This is a genomic window from Pseudomonas fluorescens Q2-87 (assembly GCF_000281895.1).
In the GTDB taxonomy this organism is placed as follows: domain Bacteria; phylum Pseudomonadota; class Gammaproteobacteria; order Pseudomonadales; family Pseudomonadaceae; genus Aquipseudomonas; species Aquipseudomonas fluorescens_S.
Genome location: NZ_CM001558.1, coordinates 3360822 through 3377330, shown reverse-complemented (window position 1 = coordinate 3377330; position 16509 = coordinate 3360822). Strand labels below are relative to the sequence as shown.

The 16509-nt window shown below is 61.6% G+C and carries 17 protein-coding genes; 6 read left to right on the top strand and 11 right to left on the bottom strand.

Annotated features, from left to right (window positions below; translation table 11 throughout):
* Positions 1-48 precede the first annotated feature (48 nt).
* Positions 49-1377: an alginate export family protein gene (locus tag PFLQ2_RS12810; protein WP_003182223.1), complete on the bottom strand. Its 1329-nt coding sequence runs from the start codon at positions 1375-1377 to the stop codon at positions 49-51.
* 292 nt (positions 1378-1669) lie between these two features.
* Between PFLQ2_RS12810 and PFLQ2_RS12815 the strand changes: the two genes are divergently transcribed.
* The 3 genes from PFLQ2_RS12815 to feaR all read left to right on the top strand — a co-directional run bounded on the left by PFLQ2_RS12815 (position 1670) and on the right by feaR (position 4820).
* Entirely contained in the window at positions 1670-3169 is a 1500-nt protein-coding gene (locus tag PFLQ2_RS12815; protein WP_003182221.1) for an APC family permease, read from the top strand.
* The gene (locus tag PFLQ2_RS12820) at positions 3114-3734 is read left to right on the top strand and encodes a DUF3156 family protein (protein WP_050551577.1); all 621 of its coding nucleotides are present in this window, start codon (positions 3114-3116) and stop codon (positions 3732-3734) included. The genes PFLQ2_RS12815 and PFLQ2_RS12820 overlap by 56 nt, the downstream gene beginning before the upstream one ends.
* Before the next feature lie 123 nt (positions 3735-3857).
* Positions 3858-4820, top strand: a complete 963-nt coding sequence (gene feaR, locus PFLQ2_RS12825; protein ID WP_003182217.1) for a transcriptional regulator FeaR — start codon at positions 3858-3860, stop codon at positions 4818-4820.
* A gap of 133 nt (positions 4821-4953) precedes the next feature.
* Here the strand turns inward: feaR and PFLQ2_RS12830 are convergent, their stop codons facing one another.
* The 6 genes from PFLQ2_RS12830 to PFLQ2_RS12855 form a co-directional block, all read right to left on the bottom strand.
* Complete coding sequence (locus PFLQ2_RS12830) at positions 4954-5721, bottom strand: SDR family oxidoreductase (RefSeq protein WP_003182216.1); 768 nt, start codon at positions 5719-5721, stop codon at positions 4954-4956.
* Entirely contained in the window at positions 5714-6514 is an 801-nt protein-coding gene (locus tag PFLQ2_RS12835) for an SDR family NAD(P)-dependent oxidoreductase (protein ID WP_003182214.1), read from the bottom strand. The genes PFLQ2_RS12830 and PFLQ2_RS12835 overlap by 8 nt, the downstream gene beginning before the upstream one ends.
* Positions 6507-7331, bottom strand: a complete 825-nt coding sequence (locus PFLQ2_RS12840; protein WP_003182212.1) for a molybdenum cofactor biosynthesis F family protein — start codon at positions 7329-7331, stop codon at positions 6507-6509. Before PFLQ2_RS12840 ends, PFLQ2_RS12835 begins: the two co-directional genes overlap by 8 nt.
* Positions 7332-7413: 82 nt before the next feature.
* The gene (locus PFLQ2_RS12845; RefSeq protein ID WP_003182209.1) at positions 7414-8073 is read right to left on the bottom strand and encodes a helix-turn-helix transcriptional regulator; all 660 of its coding nucleotides are present in this window, start codon (positions 8071-8073) and stop codon (positions 7414-7416) included.
* 52 nt (positions 8074-8125) lie between these two features.
* A complete protein-coding gene (locus tag PFLQ2_RS12850) occupies positions 8126-8491 on the bottom strand; it encodes a cupin domain-containing protein (RefSeq protein ID WP_003182206.1) in 366 nt (121 codons plus the stop codon).
* 45 nt (positions 8492-8536) lie between these two features.
* A complete protein-coding gene (locus tag PFLQ2_RS12855; RefSeq protein ID WP_003182205.1) occupies positions 8537-9835 on the bottom strand; it encodes an NAD(P)/FAD-dependent oxidoreductase in 1299 nt (432 codons plus the stop codon).
* Positions 9836-10147: 312 nt separating this feature from the next.
* Here PFLQ2_RS12855 and PFLQ2_RS12860 point away from each other — a divergent pair, with 312 nt between their 5' ends.
* The 3 genes from PFLQ2_RS12860 (at position 10148) to hpaR (ending at position 13024) form a co-directional block, all read left to right on the top strand.
* The gene (locus PFLQ2_RS12860; protein WP_003182203.1) at positions 10148-11317 is read left to right on the top strand and encodes a p-hydroxyphenylacetate 3-hydroxylase oxygenase component; all 1170 of its coding nucleotides are present in this window, start codon (positions 10148-10150) and stop codon (positions 11315-11317) included.
* A 71-nt stretch (positions 11318-11388) separates the two neighbouring features.
* On the top strand, positions 11389-12330 hold the full coding sequence (locus PFLQ2_RS12865; protein ID WP_003182201.1) for a p-hydroxyphenylacetate 3-hydroxylase reductase component: 942 nt from the start codon (positions 11389-11391) through the stop codon (positions 12328-12330).
* 271 nt (positions 12331-12601) lie between these two features.
* Positions 12602-13024, top strand: coding sequence for a homoprotocatechuate degradation operon regulator HpaR (gene hpaR, locus PFLQ2_RS27805; RefSeq protein ID WP_033046053.1), 423 nt, complete (start codon positions 12602-12604; stop codon positions 13022-13024).
* 69 nt (positions 13025-13093) lie between these two features.
* Here the strand turns inward: hpaR and hpaI are convergent, their stop codons facing one another.
* From hpaI to PFLQ2_RS12885, 4 genes are read right to left on the bottom strand one after another with little or no spacing between them, the layout of a single operon-like run.
* Entirely contained in the window at positions 13094-13891 is a 798-nt protein-coding gene (hpaI, locus tag PFLQ2_RS12870; RefSeq protein ID WP_003182198.1) for a 4-hydroxy-2-oxoheptanedioate aldolase, read from the bottom strand.
* A gap of 13 nt (positions 13892-13904) precedes the next feature.
* The gene (gene hpaH, locus PFLQ2_RS12875; protein WP_003182195.1) at positions 13905-14708 is read right to left on the bottom strand and encodes a 2-oxo-hept-4-ene-1,7-dioate hydratase; all 804 of its coding nucleotides are present in this window, start codon (positions 14706-14708) and stop codon (positions 13905-13907) included.
* 12 nt (positions 14709-14720) lie between these two features.
* The gene (locus PFLQ2_RS12880; protein ID WP_003182193.1) at positions 14721-16025 is read right to left on the bottom strand and encodes an MFS transporter; all 1305 of its coding nucleotides are present in this window, start codon (positions 16023-16025) and stop codon (positions 14721-14723) included.
* Positions 16026-16076: 51 nt separating this feature from the next.
* Positions 16077-16469, bottom strand: coding sequence for a 5-carboxymethyl-2-hydroxymuconate Delta-isomerase (locus PFLQ2_RS12885; RefSeq protein WP_003182191.1), 393 nt, complete (start codon positions 16467-16469; stop codon positions 16077-16079).
* Positions 16470-16509: the final 40 nt, after the last annotated feature.

Genomic DNA, 16509 nt, shown 5'->3' with positions numbered 1-16509 from the left:
GGCTACGAGCTTTCCATTAAAAGATCGCAGCCTGCCAAAGACGTTCGGTCAGAACGGAACCGCTACTACCAATTGGCTGTAGACATTGGTGCCGTTGCCTCCGACCTGATTGCCACCGCTGTCCGCGTCTTTTTCAGGCTTGTACAGGCCCACCAGCGGCGTGACGATCAGGTGTTCATTCACCGCCCATTCCACGTACAGGTCCAGCTCCTGTGCGTCGAGGTTCAACGCCTCGCGGGTCTGCAGGGTCCTGTAGTCGAAGAACAACGCACCAACGGTTACCGTTTCCGCCGGCTTGAGCTTGAGGCCGACGTGCTGGATAGCGGTGTTGCTGTTGAACGGGCCGGAATAGTTGCCGGCCACTTCACCCTGGAACCAAGTGCCATAGCCACGGTTGAGTCCGCTGAACATCGAGTCCCATTGCTGCGAGTAGCGGCTGTAGCGATAGGTCAGGTCCGGCGTCCAGGGCAAATCGGCGAAGGTGTAGCCGGCTTCCATATACCAGGCTTTCTCCGGGCCGGCGTCCTTGTCTTGCCAGGCATACTCGAAGGAAAAATGGGCATTTTCGATGCCAGCGTTGCCGGCGCCGCGCAAGCTGTAGATGTCCATGCCTTCGCGCTGCTTCTGCAGGTCGCTGGCGTAGTGGTCATCAACGTCGATGCCGTGAATGTAGGTCAGCCCGAGTGTGCCCGGTGCCGTCGTGTATTCCAGGGTGCCGGCGGCCATTTCGGTGTTGGCTTGGGCGCGGTTATCGGACTTGAACCACAGCATGCTGCCGTGCACACCGTCCTTGCCTCCCAGGCGCAGCACGGCGGTCTGGTCGAAGGCATGACGGGCCGCCAGGTAATAGGCGCCGCCCCGGTTGAATTCGCCATCGGCCACGCCTTTGCCCAGGTTCAAGCCGTCGTCATTGATGATGAAACCGTCGCCGAGGGTGATCACCTGGCGACCGAAGGATAGATCGACGCCGTCCTTGCCCAGCACCGGGAACAGCTCCCCGGAGCGCCAGCCGGCAAAGGCTTCGTCGAACCGGGTGGTACGTTCGGAGCCGTCGCTCAGACCCGCCGCATCGCCATCGCCCCAAGTGCCAGAGCTGACCAGGTTGGCGGTCCCGTAGACGCTGCCCAGGTTACCGAGTGACTGGTCGATACTCAGGCCATACTTGATGAAGCCTTCCCGCCAGCTTGAGCCACCCGAGGTCCCGTCGTAGTTCTTGCGACTGTTGAATAACCCGTAGACCGCCAGGAAATTACCTGTGACGGTGGTGTCATCGTCCATATAGAGCTGATAAGCCTGGGCCGATGAATCGGCGACCAGCAGGGCGGCGCCCAGGCCGATGGCGGTGCGCAGCGAAGGTGTATGGCGTATGTGCTCCATGATGGTTTCCCCAGCGTGATAGGACAGAAGAGCGCGCATTAAGGGGAGCGCGGGCCGGGGAAGTCTTTCACCTGCCTGCCAGGGAATTGATCCAGCCCGCCAGCGGCGCAAGGCTGGCAGGCAGCAACAAAACCGGCGGCAGACATGGGCAAGACGCTCGGGGAGGGTGGGGCGCACAGTAATCCTGCACGCGACGCCGTTTCGATCAGGGACTGGCTGGGGAGGGCTTGATCGCCGGCTCCTGGACGGCTGTGGCATCCATACTAAAAATCCGCTTTCGAGGATCTGCACCATGTCGATCAATGACAGGCTCACCGAGCACTTGAACCGGGGTACGGTGGGCTTCCCCACTGCGTTGGCCAGCACCATTGGCCTGATCATGGCCAGCCCGGTGATTCTCACCGCCACCATGGGCTTCGGTATCGGCGGCAGCGCCTTTGCGGTGGCCATGCTGATCGCCGTAGTGATGATGCTGGCCCAGGCGACAACATTCGCCGAGGCCGCGTCGATCCTGCCCACCACCGGTTCCGTCTATGACTACATCAACTGTGGCATGGGCCGCTTCTTCGCGATTACCGGCACGTTGTCGGCCTACCTGATCGTCCATGTGTTCGCCGGTACCGCCGAGACCATTCTGGCGGGAGTCATGGCCCTGGTGAACTTCGAGCACCTCAACACCCTGGCTGAATCGGCGGGTGGCTCCTGGTTGCTCGGCGTGGGGTTCGTCGTGGTGTTCGGTGTGCTCAATGCTTTCGGTGTGAGCGCCTTCGGGCGGGCCGAGATTGTCCTGACGTTCGGCATGTGGACGACCCTGATGGTGTTCGGCGTGTTGGGCCTGATCGCTGCCCCGGCGGTAGAGTTGCAAGGTTGGTTCGGCGTGTCTGTAGTGGGCACCGACCTGGTCACTGTGTTGTCGCTGGTGGGCATGGCGATGTTCATGTTTGTCGGCTGCGAGTTTGTCACACCGCTGGCGCCGGACCTGCGCCACTCCGCCAAGACCATGCCCCGGGCGATGATGCTGGGCTTGTTCAGTGTCGCTGCGTGCATGTTCATCTATGGCGCGGCGATGAAGCGCCAGGTGGAAAACGTCCTGCTGGACGCTGCCAGCGGCGTGCATTTGCTGGACACGCCCATGGCGATTCCGCGGTTCGCCGAGCAGGTCATGGGTGATGTTGGCCCGATGTGGCTGGGGATCGGCTTCCTGTTCGCCGGGGCGGCGACCATCAACACGCTGATGGCCGGCGTGCCACGGATTCTCTACGGCATGGCGGTGGACGGCGCTTTGCCGAAAGTCTTCACCTATTTGCACCCGCGCTTCAAGACGCCGCTGTTGTGCATCCTGGTGGCGATGCTGATTCCTTGCCTGCATGCACTCTGGCTGGGAGGCAATACCGACAACATCATGCATTTGGTGCTGGCGGCCGTGTGCGCCTGGAGTTTCGCCTACCTGCTGGTGACGGTGTCGGTGGTCAGCCTGCGGATTCGCCGTCCTGATCTGCCACGGGCCTATCGCTCGCCGTTTTTTCCGTTGCCGCAGATCTTGTCCAGTGTCGGCATTGTGTTGGGCATGTGGTTCATCACTCCGCCGGGCATGAACCCGGCGGACATCTACGTACCCTTCGCAGTGATGCTCGGTGTCACGGCGACGTACGCCTTGTTCTGGACCCTGGTGGTGCAGAAGGTCAATCCATTCAAGCCGGCGTCGGTCGAAGACGTACTGGCCAAGGAGTTTTCCCATGAACCTGGGCAACCTGCCGATGTGTTTGTCGACCGTGCTGCAAAAACTGTCTGAGCTGTTCAGTGCCCAGCGCGCTCCGGTCGGTTATCGGCCCGGGGTGACCCTGGAACTGTTGCGGCGCAACCTCGGGCTGGCGGGGTTCGAGCTGACGGGCCCGGCAACGGCGACGGTCATTGTCGACGATGGTGATCTGCAATTGGAGGTCGCCGAACGCACCGAGTCGCAGCTGCTGATGCACTTGGTGCTGACCGAGTTCGTGATGCGCGTGCCTGCTTCCAGAGAGGGCACCGCACGCCTGCAACTGCACCACGGCGGAGCCGTTCGGCGGCGCGGCATCCGCTGCCGGCAGCGCGGCGGCGGCAGTGAATTGCCGGCGCTGTTGCAGGCGGCGGTGGAGCAGGACCTGGCGCTGTACGAAGCGCTCATGCCGCTGGATTTCAAGCGCTTGGATATCGAGCTGCAAGGGCGCCAGTGGTGTGTACGGCTGGAGCACATGGGCGGTAGCGAAGTGGTGAATCGCATGCCCGCCTTCCGACGCTATATTGCGTTGAGCCGCGAGCAGCGCATGGGCTTGCTGGCGGTCTTGAGCGGTTTGCAACGGGTGTTGCAAACTCTCTGATTGCATTGTTTTGTCCTGGCATCAATCCTGCTACTGCTCTGGCGATCAGGTACTTGTTGCGTGCATATAGATAACATGTTAACTATTGCCGTACAAAAACAATAAGCCACTGCGGAGAATGCCATGAGCATGCATCAGGTTGGGCAAGACGGGTTGGAAACCTGGAACCGGGATTTGCGCGCCACGTGCGGCCATTTCGATACGGAGCTGGCCTTCAATCGCTCGTTGTTCATTGGCGAGGTGTCGAATTTTTTCCGTGGCGGTCTTTCTCTTGCCAATCTGCGTACCAACGCGGGTTGTATCAAACGCCATTCGCCTAACGCCGATCATGACGATGACCAGGATTGTTTTCTGGTCAGCCAGCGCAGTGGCTATTCGCGCATTACCCAGAACGGCCAGAGCATCCAGCTGGCGCCCGGCGAGCTGTTATTGATGGATTCGGTGGGCGCGCTCGAGATCAGTCCTTTCGGCCTGATCGAGCACGTCGTGCTGTCCTTGTCTCGCCAGGACGTGTCCAGGCATCTGGGCGGCGAAACCAAGACCTTCGGCAAGGTTTCTTCAAGCAAGGCCTGCGGGCGGATGCTGCATGTGTTGATGGATCAATTGTGCAAGGACACACCGGATGGCGAGGGCGCCGCTGGCGAGGGCGAAGCCTTGCAGAGTGCTTTTGTTTCACTGCTGGGCTCGGCTTTGGAGCACCGCAGCGATTCACGCGACGAGGGCGCCACGTTGCAGGGCAGCCATCTGCGCAGCTACGTGCAGAAGGTCATCGACGAATCGCTGACCCAGCCCGGCCTCAGTCCGGTCGGCCTGGCCCATCGCCTGAACATCTCGGTACGCCATCTGTATCGGCTGTTCGAAGAGCAGGACGACAGTGTCTGCCGCTACATCCAGCGAGCCCGACTCAAGCGCAGCGCCGATGACCTGACCAACCCGTTCCTGCGGGACGAGTCGATTACTTCGATTGCCTATAAGTGGGGCTTCACGGATTCGGCGCACTTCAGCCGTTCGTTCAAGAAACAGTTCGAGCAATCGCCGAAGGAGTTTCGTTCCAGTCGTTTACAGCAGGGGCAGGGAGTGGTTTGAGTCCAGGTCGGTGCAGGCCGGTCTACCGTTATCGCGAGCAAGCTCGCTTCCACAGAATCTGGGTGTACACCTGATCAGTGAACACCTGAGAAATACTGTGGGAGCGAGCTTGCTCGCGATGGCTCCCCCAGGCTCAAACCTCTGGCAAGGTCGAGCCGCCATCGACCACCAGGGTCTGTCCGGTCACATATGACGCCAGTCCTGATGCCAGGAACAGCATGGCGCCGGCGATGTCGGTCGGCTTGCCCAATCGGCCCAGCGGTACCCGCCGGGCGATGTCCCGATTGACTTCATCATCGCCGAGATTCGCCATGGCCGGTGTGGCGATCATGCCGGGCTCGACGCCGTTGACGCGGACATTCTCAGCCGCCAGTTCCAGCGCCGCGTTGCGGATGAAACCATTGACCCCGGCCTTCGATGCCGCGTAATGGCTGAGCCCTGGATACGCGACCCGTGGACCGGTGACCGAGGAGGTTACCAGCACGCATCCCTGGCCCTGGCGGCGGAACATCGGCAGCGCCGCCTGGGTCAGCCAGAACAGCGCCGACAGGTTTACCGCCAGCGTTCGCTCCAGCACCGCCGGGGTGATTTGCGCAAAAGGGGTCAGGGGAAAATACCCGGCGTTGTGCACCAGGACATCCAGCCTCCCCAGGCGTTGCTCCAGCCCCGCCATCATTGCGCCGATCTCGGCGGCGTCGGCAAGATCGACGCCCACGGCCTCCACCTGACCGCCGCCGTGGGTCAATTCGCTGGCCAGCGCCTCGGCTTGCGCCACGCCGAGGTCGGCGATGACCACGCGTGCCCCGCGCTGGGCGAACGCCTCGACAATGGCCCGGCCAATGCCTTGGGCTCCACCGGTCACGAGTACGGTTTTCCCGCTGAAATCCAGGTCGTCAGGCATGGGCTTGCTCCATCCGGCTGAACGCCAGTGTTGGCACGTCTACGATGCTGGAGCCGCCATCGGCCACCAGCGTTGCCCCAGTGATGATCGCCGCTTCCTTCGAAGCGAGAAAGCGACACACGCTGGCAATCTCCTCGGCGCTGGCCGGCCTGCGCAGCGGAACGTCGGCGCAAACCCGGTCGTAGGCCTGTTGCAATGTCTCGCCATGAAATGCCATCAATACCTGCATTTCCTCATCGGCCATCGGCGTGCGTACCCAGCCTGGGCAGACGGCGTTGACCCGCACGCCTTCCGGGCCGTAGTCCCGCGCCAGTGAGCGAGTGAGGCCCAGCAGTGCGTGCTTGGCCGTGGTGTAGCCGCACACTTGGGGTCCTGCCGCCAATGAAGCAATGGAGGCGATCAACACGACGTTGCCAGCGCTTTCCCGCAGCAGCGGCAGGCACGCCCGGGCGCTATAGAAAGCGCTGTCGAGATTGCTCCGCAGGGCTGCTTCCCAGGCTTGCGGGCTGGTCTCGGTGGCGCTGCCCGAACCCATGCCGCCGGCGCAGGCCAGCAGCACGTCGATTCGGCCAAAACGCTCATGGATCTGCGCGACGAAGCCGGCCCAGGTCGCCGCGCAGGCTGCATCGCCCACCAGCACCAGGCCGCCGATTTCCTGCGCCAGTTGTTCCAAGGGCTCGCGGCGACGGCCGATCAGCACCAGATTGGCGCCTTCGGCGGCATGCAGCCGGGCGCAGGCGGCGCCGATGCCGGTGCCTGCGCCCGTGATCACGACGGTGCGTAATTCAGACATCGGGATATTCCGTCCGGTTGAGTACCTGGCAGTAGGAACTGACCGGGAAGTTGGAGAACTCGTCGAAGGACGCCCCGGCGTAGCCGAAGATCTTGCCATCGCTGCGATGCTGTTGCAGGTCGATCAGCACCAGGCCCAGGGTCGGGATGATCTTTTCGCGCCAGACGAACAGGAACAACTGATCGGCGATTTTGTAGGTGTCGCACCGATCGGTGTCGCACAGGCCTTGCTCGACGCCTTTGAGGCATTGCCAGGAATAGAATCGTTCGTTGAGGTAAATGTGTTCGTAGACTTCGCTCGGGCTGTATCGATACAGGTTGCGCAGCCCCACCAGCTCGGTAGACGGTGCATGTGGACACAGACCGGACTGCCACGCACGATCGAGGCTGCCATGAAGGAACTCGACGCTGACCGAGGTCAATGGCTGCCCGGCCAAGGCGCGTCCGTAGAGCCCTTCGCGCGTCTGCTGCGGCTCGGGCATGCGACCGATCACAGCGGTGAACGCCGCGTTCGCAGTATCCAGCACAAGGCTGACCGAAGATGCTTGGGCGCCTTGGCGCTTGATGAAGTCCAACAGGTACAAGCCCGGCCGCACCGAGGTGGCCCTATAGGCCGCCGTGCCGCTGGAATGGCCGTCAGCCGCGTTCCAGGACAGCGTGTCTTGCTCGAATCGGTGCTCGATCTGCCAGCCATTGGCGAAATGCAATGTGAAGGTCTTGCCGTTGAGGTCAGCCAGGTTGGGCAGGATGAAGGCTTCGGGGGCAAAGCCATCGGCCAGGGCGCCGACGGTGATCCAATCTGTAGGTGTAGAAGTCATAGCAAGGCTCCGGTTGGATGGAATAGCCACCCGGATCATGCGGTTCTGCGCGACGTTGGCCTATCAACCGAATGGTTGAACCCTAGAGAAACAGGGCGCTGACCAGTTCGGTACGGCTGCGCACGCCGACCTTGCGAAACAGGTTGATCAGGTGGGTCTTGATGGTCGGCAAGCCCACATCCAGCTCTCGTGCCAAGTGCTTGTTGCTCAGGCCCTGGCGCAGCAGCCAGGCAATCTGGCGCTCCTTGGGCGTCAGCTCGCTCAATGGATCCTCAAGGGCAGGCAAATGGGCAACGGACAGTTGCAACAAAGCTTGCAATGCCGAGAGTTGGTTCAGCTGCTGGCTGGTGAAGGCGCCTTGCTCGGCGGTGCGCAACAGGGAAATCGCGGCCTGGGGCTGGCCGTCCCGATGGGCGAAGATCTCCACCACATCCACCACCCCGTAGCGCTGCAAGAAGCCGCGATAACGTTGGTTGTCCCGCGCCGGTTGGCGGGTCATTGCCAGGCCCAGCGGCACCACGACCAAGTCACTGGTGGCGTAGTTGCGCGGTTGCAGTGGGTCGAACTGGCAGAAATTGTCCAGATAGTCGCGGTGCATTTCGGCGCTCATGTCCTGCAGGCTGAAGTCATGGGCGTGCAGATGCCGGTCGACACAGTAGAAGGCCGCCCGGCTGGCGGGAATGAGCTGGGTAAAGGCATGCAGGCAGTGGCCGGCAATGTCCTGGGTGGGGATGATGTTCATGATCAAGGCCTTCGCCAAGCGGGCTGCCGGCGGGTCCGGCAGCCCGGTAGGGTCAGGCTACCGCGAAGTAGTGCTTGACGAAACTTTCGCTGACCACTTCCCACAGTACGGGCGTGCCCTTGGTCACGAACCAGCTGTCGCCGGCCTTGTAGCGAGTGCTCTGGCCGGTGGCTTCGTCGGTGAGCACGACTTCGCCAGTGACCACGGTGGCCTGCTCCGCGAACGGATAGACCATCCGGAACTTGCCTCGGGTGGTGCCGAAATAGGCGCTGCTCACGGCATCGGTCGGGGCGCCGAAGGTCATTTTGCCGAAGGCTTTGACTTCGCCTTCGAGAATCTGCGAACCGAGATCGGCGACGGTGCCCCAAGCGTCCAGTTCGGACAGCTGGATGTCTTTTTCGAGGGTGATGAGGGACATGGCAGTGACTCCTGATGATTGAAAGGAAAAAAAGCTGTCTGGCCGTCAGCGACGGCCATTCCAGTAGCCCGACAGCTGATGCCAGGACTTGCCGGCGGTCAGCAGCAGCGGGCGAATGGCGTCTTTGCCGAGGATGGTCGGGCGGTGGATCGAACTGACCAGGTCATAGCGCGCCGACCCTTCGCTCATGCCTTCGGCCAGCACTTTGCAAATGATGTGGCTGGGGGTGACGCCGAAGCCTGAATAGCCCTGGACAAAAAACGCGTTGCTGCGCCCGGGCAGGGTGCCGATCTGGGGAAACAGGTTCGGGCTGCACGCCATCGGGCCGCCCCAGGCCAAGTCGATTTTCACGTCCTTGAGGTACGGGAAGATTTTCAGCATCAGGCGCCGGTTCCAGGCCTTGAGGTCTTGAGGAATGTGCTCGACCAACGGTGTGGCGGCGCCGAACAACAGGCGGTTCTCGTTGGTGACGCGGTAGTAATCGATGACCGGACGAATATCGCTGTAGGCGCCGCGAATCGGGCTGATGCGCTGGATCAGTTCGTCCGACAACGGCTCGGTCATCATCTGGAAGGCGTAGGTATTGATCGTCGAGCGATGCAGTTCCGGTTCCAGCTTGTTGAGAAAACTGTCGCAGGCCCACAGCAATTTGCTGGCCCTGACCGAGCCGCGTCCGGTGCGCACGGTGATGCGCTCGCCGTAGCTGACTTCCAGGGCCGGGCTGTTCTCGTAGATTTGCACGCCGTGGCTGACCAGGGCCTTGGCTTCACCCAGCAGCAGGTTCAATGAATGCACATGCCCGCCGCCCATGTGCAGCAGTGCGCTGCTGTAGGCCTTGGAGCCGATGATCTGCTGCACGTCAGAGCCGCCGAGAAAACGGATCTCGTGCTTGCTGTTGATCGACTTGAAGTCTTTTTCCCAGGCCCGCAGGGTCTTTTCCTGGCGTGCATTGAAGCCCATGTAGCCGTAACCGTGGCAAAAGTCGGCATCGATGGCGTACTTGGCGATGCGGTCCTTGATGATGTCCGCCCCCAGGTCGCTGATCTCGAAGACCTGGCGCAGGCCGTCTTCACCGACGTCCTTCTTGATTTTTTCCAGGTCATGACCGATGCCGGCCATGATCTGCCCGCCGTTGCGCCCCGTGCCGCCGAAGCCCAGGTAACGCGCCTCCAGGACCACGATATTGGTGATGCCTTTTTCGGCGAGCTCCAGTGCGGTATTGATGCCGGAGAAACCGCCGCCAATCACCACAACATCGGCTTCCACGTCCTGTTCCAAGGTGGGGAAACTGAGGTTGTATTTCTTGGTGGCCGTGTAATAGGTGGGCGTTTCGATATTGATCATGACGCAACCTGACAAAGTGAAAGGAAACTCCGTTGCAGCGTTTTTACAAGGCACTGCATGCGTTGGCCTTATTAAGGGCTACGGCGCGCGCAGTTGTCTTGATCATCCGTGCCGGAGTATTTGATCGTGCGCGCCATGGGGTCGGGATCGACGCCATGAAAAGTGCAATCTTGGATCTGGAAGGTGCATTTTTCCGGCGCCTTCGTTTGCCCATACTGGACTGGCCTTAATCATTGATCCCGCCGTTTCTGCACCATCAGGTTGCCGGGCAAAGGCGGGATCGGCAGACACCAATAATAAAAGAGCCCGTCCATGAAAAAGCCAAATCCACTGCTCGAAGACCTCAAGCCCATCCTGCCGATCATTGCTGCCAATGCCTTCCAGGCGGAGCAAGACCGTAGCGTGCCCGCCGAGAACATCGCCTTGCTCAAAAGCATCGGCATGCATCGCGCTTTCCAGCCGAAGCAGTATGGCGGCATGGAGATTTCCCTGCCGCAATTCGCCGACTGCATTGCGTTGCTGGCCGGCTCCTGTGCGAGCACGGCCTGGGCCATGAGTCTGTTGTGCACCCATAGCCATCAGTTGGCAATGTTCCCGGCCCAGGCCCAGCAGGAAATCTGGGGCGAGAATCCCGATGCCACCGCCAGCAGCAGCATCGCACCGTTTGGCCGCACCGAGGAAACCCGCGGCGGCGTGATGTTCAGCGGCGAAATGGGCTGGAGCAGTGGCTGCGACCATGCTGAATGGGCGATCGTGGGGTTTCGCCGCAAGAACGCCGAAGGCACCCAGGACTATTGCTTTGCGGTGCTGCCGCGCAGCGACTATGAGATTCGCGATGACTGGTTCGCCGTGGGCATGCGCGGCAGCGGCAGCAAGACGCTGATCATCGACAACGCTTTCGTGCCGGAGCACCGGATCCAGAAAGCCAAGGACATGATGGAAGGCAAGTCCGGTGGATTTGGCCTGTACCCCGACAGCAAGATTTTCTATTCGCCGTACCGGCCGTATTTCGCCAGCGGATTTTCCACCGTCAGCCTGGGCGTGGCCGAGCGCATGCTGGAGGTGTTTCGCGAGAAAACCCGCAACCGTGTGCGCGCCTACACCGGCGCGGCGGTGGGTGCTGCAACGCCAGCGCTGATGCGCTTGGCTGAGTCGACCCACCAAGTGGCGGCGGCCCGTGCGTTCCTGGAAAAAACCTGGCAGGAACACGCCGAGTATGGCGAGCGTCACGAATACCCAAGCCGTGAAACCCTGGCGTTCTGGCGGACCAACCAGGGCTATGCCACCAAAATGTGCATCCAGGCGGTGGATCGCCTGATGGAAGCCGCCGGTGGCGGCGCCTGGTTCGAAACCAATGAACTGCAACGGTTATTCCGCGACGCCCACCTGACCGGCGCTCATGCCTATACCGACTACGACGTCTGCGCGCAGATCCTTGGCCGTGAGTTGATGGGCCTTGAGCCCGATCCTTCCATGGTTTGACCGCCCGCTCTTGGAGCCCGGCTCATAAAACAATAATCGAGGCCGTCGCCTGAGGCGGCCGGGAGTCTTGCATGTCTAGCATTTGTGATACCGCTTTCGACACCCGCGCGTTCCGCCGGGCCCTGGGTAACTTCGCCACCGGCGTGACCGTGGTGACCGCCGCAGCCGAGGACGGACGCAAGGTCGGCGTGACAGCCAACAGCTTCAACTCGGTGTCCCTGGACCCGCCGCTGGTTCTCTGGAGCATCGACAAGCGCTCCAGCAGCCACGGCGTATTCGAGGCTGCCAGCCATTTTGCGGTGAACGTGCTGGCCGCTGACCAGATCGATTTGTCGAACAACTTCGCCCGGCCGAAGGACGATCGGTTCGCCGAGATCGAATTCGAGGCTGGCGAAGGTGGCGCCCCAGTGTTCGTGGACTGCTCGGCGCGTTTTCATTGCGAGAAATACCAGCAGGTCGACGGCGGCGATCATTGGATCATGATCGGAAAAGTCGTGGCCTTCGATGATTTCGGCCGTTCGCCGTTGCTCTACCACCAGGGCGCCTATTCGATGGTCTTGCCCCATACCCGCATGACTCGGCGGGAGGAGGGCCAATTACCCAGCAGCCACTTCCAGGGCCGCTTGAGCCACAACCTGTATTACCTGATGACCCAGGCGCTGCGGGCCTACCAGGCCAGCTACCAGCCACGCCAATTGTCCACCGGGTTGCGCACCAGCGAAGCGCGGATGTTGATGGTGCTCGAAAATGACGCCGGGTTGAGCCTTTGCGATTTGCAGCGGGAAGTGGCGATGCCGGTGCGCGAGATCGAAGAAGCCGTGGCCAATCTCAAGCGCAAGGGGCTGGTGAGCGATGAAGGCGAACGGGTACGCCTGACGACCAAGGGCATCGATGAGACTGAGGGACTCTGGGCCATCGCCAAGGAACAGCAGGACAAAGTGTTCGGCCAGTTCTGTGAGGAACAGCTCGAGCATTTCAAGCAAGTGCTCAAAGGCGTGATCAAAGGCGCTTGAGCTGAAACATGCATTAAGGCCGATCCCAACCCTGTGGCGAGGGAGCTTGCTCCCGCTGGGCTGCGCAGCAGCCCCCTCCATGCAACGACCACAAATGACCTGTTTAAACATATCCATTGGGGCCGCTTCGCGGCCCAGCGGGAGCAAGCTCCCTCGCCACGGATGGAGCTCGATCCTGAACCAGAGTATTCAAGCAGATAGTCCAGTCTTGGCTGGAAGCTGTTAAGATTTAGTTAACTCATTAACTAAATCTTTTACGTGAACACTCCCAATGCTCAAACCGCGCCAATCCCTGACCCTGACCCTGCTGCAGGCCCGTGAAGCGGCCATGGGTTTTTTCCGGCCTTCCCTCAATCAGCACGGCTTGACCGAACAGCAATGGCGGGTCATCCGTATCCTCAGCCAGCATGACGAGCTGGAAATCAATCGCCTGGCCGAGCTGGCGTGCATCCTCAAGCCCAGCATGACCGGCGTGCTGGTGCGCATGGAAGCGGCGGGCATGATCGTGCGGCGCAAGGCCGAGCAGGATCAGCGGCGGGTACTGGTGCGCCTGGCACCGCAAGGGCAGGCGTGCTTCGATTCGATGAGCCAGAGCATGGAAGAGAACTACCAGCGCTTGCAGGGGAAGTTGGGGGAAGAAAAGCTGCAGACTTTGTTGGCGTTGCTTAATGACCTGAAGACGATCAGGCGCTGAGGTGCCGAGCTTGTTCCGCAGCCCTGTGATGGGGAGATAAGTCCCCTCATCACGGGGGTGTGGTTGCTGTCAGTACACGCCACCCGCCGCAGGCTTTGGTGTGTTCTTGAATGTGGCCGCCAAAGTCTGCAAACCGCGCATCAACACCGTAGTGTCCACACCCACCGCGACAAACGCCGCGCCGAGTTCGATATAGCGCCGGGCCAGTTTTTCATCGGCGCTGAGTATCCCCGCAGCCTTGCCGGCCTGACGAATGCGAACGATGGCATCTTCGATGGCCGCTTGCACATCCGGATGGCCCGGATTGCCCCGAAAACCCATGGACGCGCTCAGGTCCGCCGGGCCAATGAACACCCCATCCACGCCGTCCACTGCGGCAATCGCGTCGAGGTTGGCCAAGCCCTCGCGGCTTTCAATTTGCACCAGCAGGCACATCTGTTCATCGGCCTGGTCGAGGTAACCGGGGATGCTGTTCCAGCGCGACGCCCTCGCCAACGCGCTGCCGACGCCGCGTACACCCTGGGGCGGGTAGTGGATGGCACGTACCAGGTCGCGGGCCTGGGCGGCGCTTTCCACCATGGGCACCAGCAAGGTTTGCACGCCGATGTCGAGCACTTGCTTGATCAGTGCTGTATCGCCGATCACCGGGCGGATCACTGGCTGGCTGGGGTAGGGCGCCACGGCCTGGAGCTGGCCGAGCAGCGATCGCACATCGTTGGGGGCGTGTTCGCCGTCGATCAGCAACCAGTCGAAACCGGCGTTGGCGGCCAGCTCGGCGCAGTAGGCATCGGCCAGGCCCAGCCACAGGCCGATCTGCGCTTCACCGCTGCGCAGACGCTGTTTGAATGTGTTGACAGGCATGTCCATGAACGGTCTCCGATCAGACGAAACGGCAAGCAATGGAACCGAGCATGTCGTAGTCGACATGGAAGGTATCGCCGGGATTGGCCGCCACGGGGCGGGTGAAGGAACCCCCGAGGATGATCTGCCCTGGCTGCAGCGTCACGTCGTAGGCCGCCAGTTTGTTCGCCAGCCATGCAACGCCTTTGGCCGGGTGATTGAGCACCGCCGCCGAGACGCCGGACTCTTCGATCACGCCGTTGCGGTAGAGCACTGCGGGCACTTTGCGCAGGTCGATCTCGGTGGGCCGCACGGCACGTCCGCCCATGACCACGCCAGCGTTGGCCGCGTTGTCGGAAATGGTGTCGAAGACCTTGCGAGTCGCCTTGGTCTGCGGGTCGACCTGCTGGATGCGCGCGTCGATGATTTCCAATGCCGGGATCACCCACTCGGTGGCGTCCAACACGTCGAATACGGTCACGTTCGGCCCCTTCAATGGCTTGCCGAGAATGAACGCCAGCTCCACTTCCACCCTGGGCACGATGAAGCGCTCGAACGGAATGTCAGTGCCTTCGTCGAAGAGCATGTCGTCGAGCAGTGCGCCATAGTCCGGCTCGGTGATGTTCGAAGAGACTTGCATGGCCCGGGAAGTCAGGCCGATCTTGTGACCGACGAGCTTGCGGCCATCCTTGATTTTTTGCGCCACCCAGGCGCGCTGGATGGCGTAGGCATCGTCAATGGTGATGTCCAGGTGATCGAGGGAGAACTGGCGCACCTGTTCGCGCGAACGTTCGGCGTGGTCGAGGCGGGCAGCGGCTTGCTGGATGAGGTTCTGATCAAGCATGACAATGATCTCTTACTGAGGGTTGACGATAGCGGCCTGGGTGCGCAGCACCAGGAAGCCACCGAGAGCGATGAGCAGCGCCAGGACATACAGGGCCAGGCTGGCGCTATGAGTGGTGTCACGCATCCAGCCGATCAGGTACGGCGCGAAAAACGAGGCGATGCTGCCAAAGGAGCTGATCAATGCGATGCCGGCGGCTTGGGTGCTGTTGGATAAAAAGGCCGGCGGCAGCTGCCAGAACATCGGCAACGCGGCGCTGGCGCCCATGCCGGCGAGTATCAAGCCTGCGAGCACCAGGAGCGGGCTGATGGGCGCGAGCCCGGCGATGGCAATGCCTGCCGCCGCCATCAACAGCGGTACGCAGAGGTGCCAGCGGCGTTCGCGGTTGCGGTCGGAGGAGCGCCCGCAGCCGATCATGAAGAAGCAGCCGGCCAGATAAGGCAATGCACTGAGCAACCCGACCCGGCCGTCGCTGCCGATACCGGCGCCATGGATCAAGGTCGGCATCCAGAAGGCCAGGGTGTTCACAGCCAGCATCACGGCGAAGTACACCGCCACCAACAACCAGACCTGTGGGTTGTTGAGGATCGCCGAGAACGAGGTGATGGATTTGCCCTGTTCTTCGACGCTCAGTTGCTCGCGCAGCAGCTGTTTGGCGGTCGGTGTGAGCCAATGGACCGACTCGAAACTGTCCGGCAGGCACTTGAGCACAACGAGGCCGAGAGCGATCACCGGCAGTCCTTCGATGACGAACATCCACTGCCAGCTGCGCAGGCCGCCAACGTTCTGGAAATGTTCGAGGATGCCGCCGGACAATGGCCCGCCGATCACCCCGGCCATCGGTACTGCAATGGCGAACAGCGCGGTCACCTGGGCTCGGCGCCGGGCCGGGTACCAACGGTTGAGAAAGACCAGGATGCCGGGGAAAAAACCGGCTTCCGCCACGCCCAGCAGAAAGCGCAACACATAGAAACCGGTGGCGCTGTCGATGAGGAACATGCCGGTGGACAAGGCACCCCAGACCACCATCAGCGTGGCGATCCAGCGACGCGGTCCGACCCTGTCCAGGGCCATGTTGCTCGGCACGCCAAACAGCGCGTAGGCGATGAAGAACAGCCCCGCACCGAAGCCGTAGACCGTGTCGCTGAATTGCAGGTCGGCGCTCATTTGCATCTTGGCGAAGCCGATGTTGATGCGGTCCAGGTGGGCGAAGAGGTAACAGATCAGCAAAAGTGGCATCAACCGCCAGGTGATGGTGGCGTGGGTGCGGTCGTGTGCGACGGTGCCGACAGTGGCGGCGGTATTGGCTGTGCTCATGATCTTGTACTTTTTGTCAGAGAGGCCGATGGGACGAACGGGCAGGCAGGTTCAGCTTGTCTGGGCCTTGAGAAAGGCATGGACGTTGTTGGCCTTGAAGTTGAGTTGTTCGTGCAGCTCGATCATCTCGAACGACAGGGCCAGCAGGCGCTGGGCCTGGAGTTCGGCGAAGTGCGCGGTGATGACCTCGAAGAGTTTTTCCGCGACTTTCTGGCGGGTGGCCAGATCGCGGCCATGCCCGACTTTCAAGGTCATGTGCACGAAGGCGTAGTCATGCTTGCCGTCGGCCATGCGCCAGGTGTCCAGGCGCACGCCACGGCTGCGGATGCCGCCCAGGGGAAATACGCCGCTGTCGCCCAGCAGCGCGTGGACCTTGGCGAAGAGTTCGGGCAGGTTGGCTTGTTGCTCGATGTTGTCGGTGTATTCGGCGATGAAGTGCGGCATGGGGGCCTCCTGCGTCGGCAGCTTTAAGTGGTGAGCGACA

What these genes read in the sequence shown, in the direction of transcription:
- PFLQ2_RS12810 (WP_003182223.1), bottom strand. Translation starts at nt 1,377, where the DNA reads ATGGAGCACATACGCCATACACCTTCGCTGCGCACCGCCATCGGCCTG.
- PFLQ2_RS12815 (WP_003182221.1), top strand. Translation starts at nt 1,670, where the DNA reads ATGTCGATCAATGACAGGCTCACCGAGCACTTGAACCGGGGTACGGTG.
- PFLQ2_RS12820 (WP_050551577.1), top strand. Translation starts at nt 3,114, where the DNA reads ATGAACCTGGGCAACCTGCCGATGTGTTTGTCGACCGTGCTGCAAAAA.
- feaR (WP_003182217.1), top strand. Translation starts at nt 3,858, where the DNA reads ATGAGCATGCATCAGGTTGGGCAAGACGGGTTGGAAACCTGGAACCGG.
- PFLQ2_RS12830 (WP_003182216.1), bottom strand. Translation starts at nt 5,721, where the DNA reads ATGCCTGACGACCTGGATTTCAGCGGGAAAACCGTACTCGTGACCGGT.
- PFLQ2_RS12835 (WP_003182214.1), bottom strand. Translation starts at nt 6,514, where the DNA reads ATGTCTGAATTACGCACCGTCGTGATCACGGGCGCAGGCACCGGCATC.
- PFLQ2_RS12840 (WP_003182212.1), bottom strand. Translation starts at nt 7,331, where the DNA reads ATGACTTCTACACCTACAGATTGGATCACCGTCGGCGCCCTGGCCGAT.
- PFLQ2_RS12845 (WP_003182209.1), bottom strand. Translation starts at nt 8,073, where the DNA reads ATGAACATCATCCCCACCCAGGACATTGCCGGCCACTGCCTGCATGCC.
- PFLQ2_RS12850 (WP_003182206.1), bottom strand. Translation starts at nt 8,491, where the DNA reads ATGTCCCTCATCACCCTCGAAAAAGACATCCAGCTGTCCGAACTGGAC.
- PFLQ2_RS12855 (WP_003182205.1), bottom strand. Translation starts at nt 9,835, where the DNA reads ATGATCAATATCGAAACGCCCACCTATTACACGGCCACCAAGAAATAC.
- PFLQ2_RS12860 (WP_003182203.1), top strand. Translation starts at nt 10,148, where the DNA reads ATGAAAAAGCCAAATCCACTGCTCGAAGACCTCAAGCCCATCCTGCCG.
- PFLQ2_RS12865 (WP_003182201.1), top strand. Translation starts at nt 11,389, where the DNA reads ATGTCTAGCATTTGTGATACCGCTTTCGACACCCGCGCGTTCCGCCGG.
- hpaR (WP_033046053.1), top strand. Translation starts at nt 12,602, where the DNA reads ATGCTCAAACCGCGCCAATCCCTGACCCTGACCCTGCTGCAGGCCCGT.
- hpaI (WP_003182198.1), bottom strand. Translation starts at nt 13,891, where the DNA reads ATGGACATGCCTGTCAACACATTCAAACAGCGTCTGCGCAGCGGTGAA.
- hpaH (WP_003182195.1), bottom strand. Translation starts at nt 14,708, where the DNA reads ATGCTTGATCAGAACCTCATCCAGCAAGCCGCTGCCCGCCTCGACCAC.
- PFLQ2_RS12880 (WP_003182193.1), bottom strand. Translation starts at nt 16,025, where the DNA reads ATGAGCACAGCCAATACCGCCGCCACTGTCGGCACCGTCGCACACGAC.
- PFLQ2_RS12885 (WP_003182191.1), bottom strand. Translation starts at nt 16,469, where the DNA reads ATGCCGCACTTCATCGCCGAATACACCGACAACATCGAGCAACAAGCC.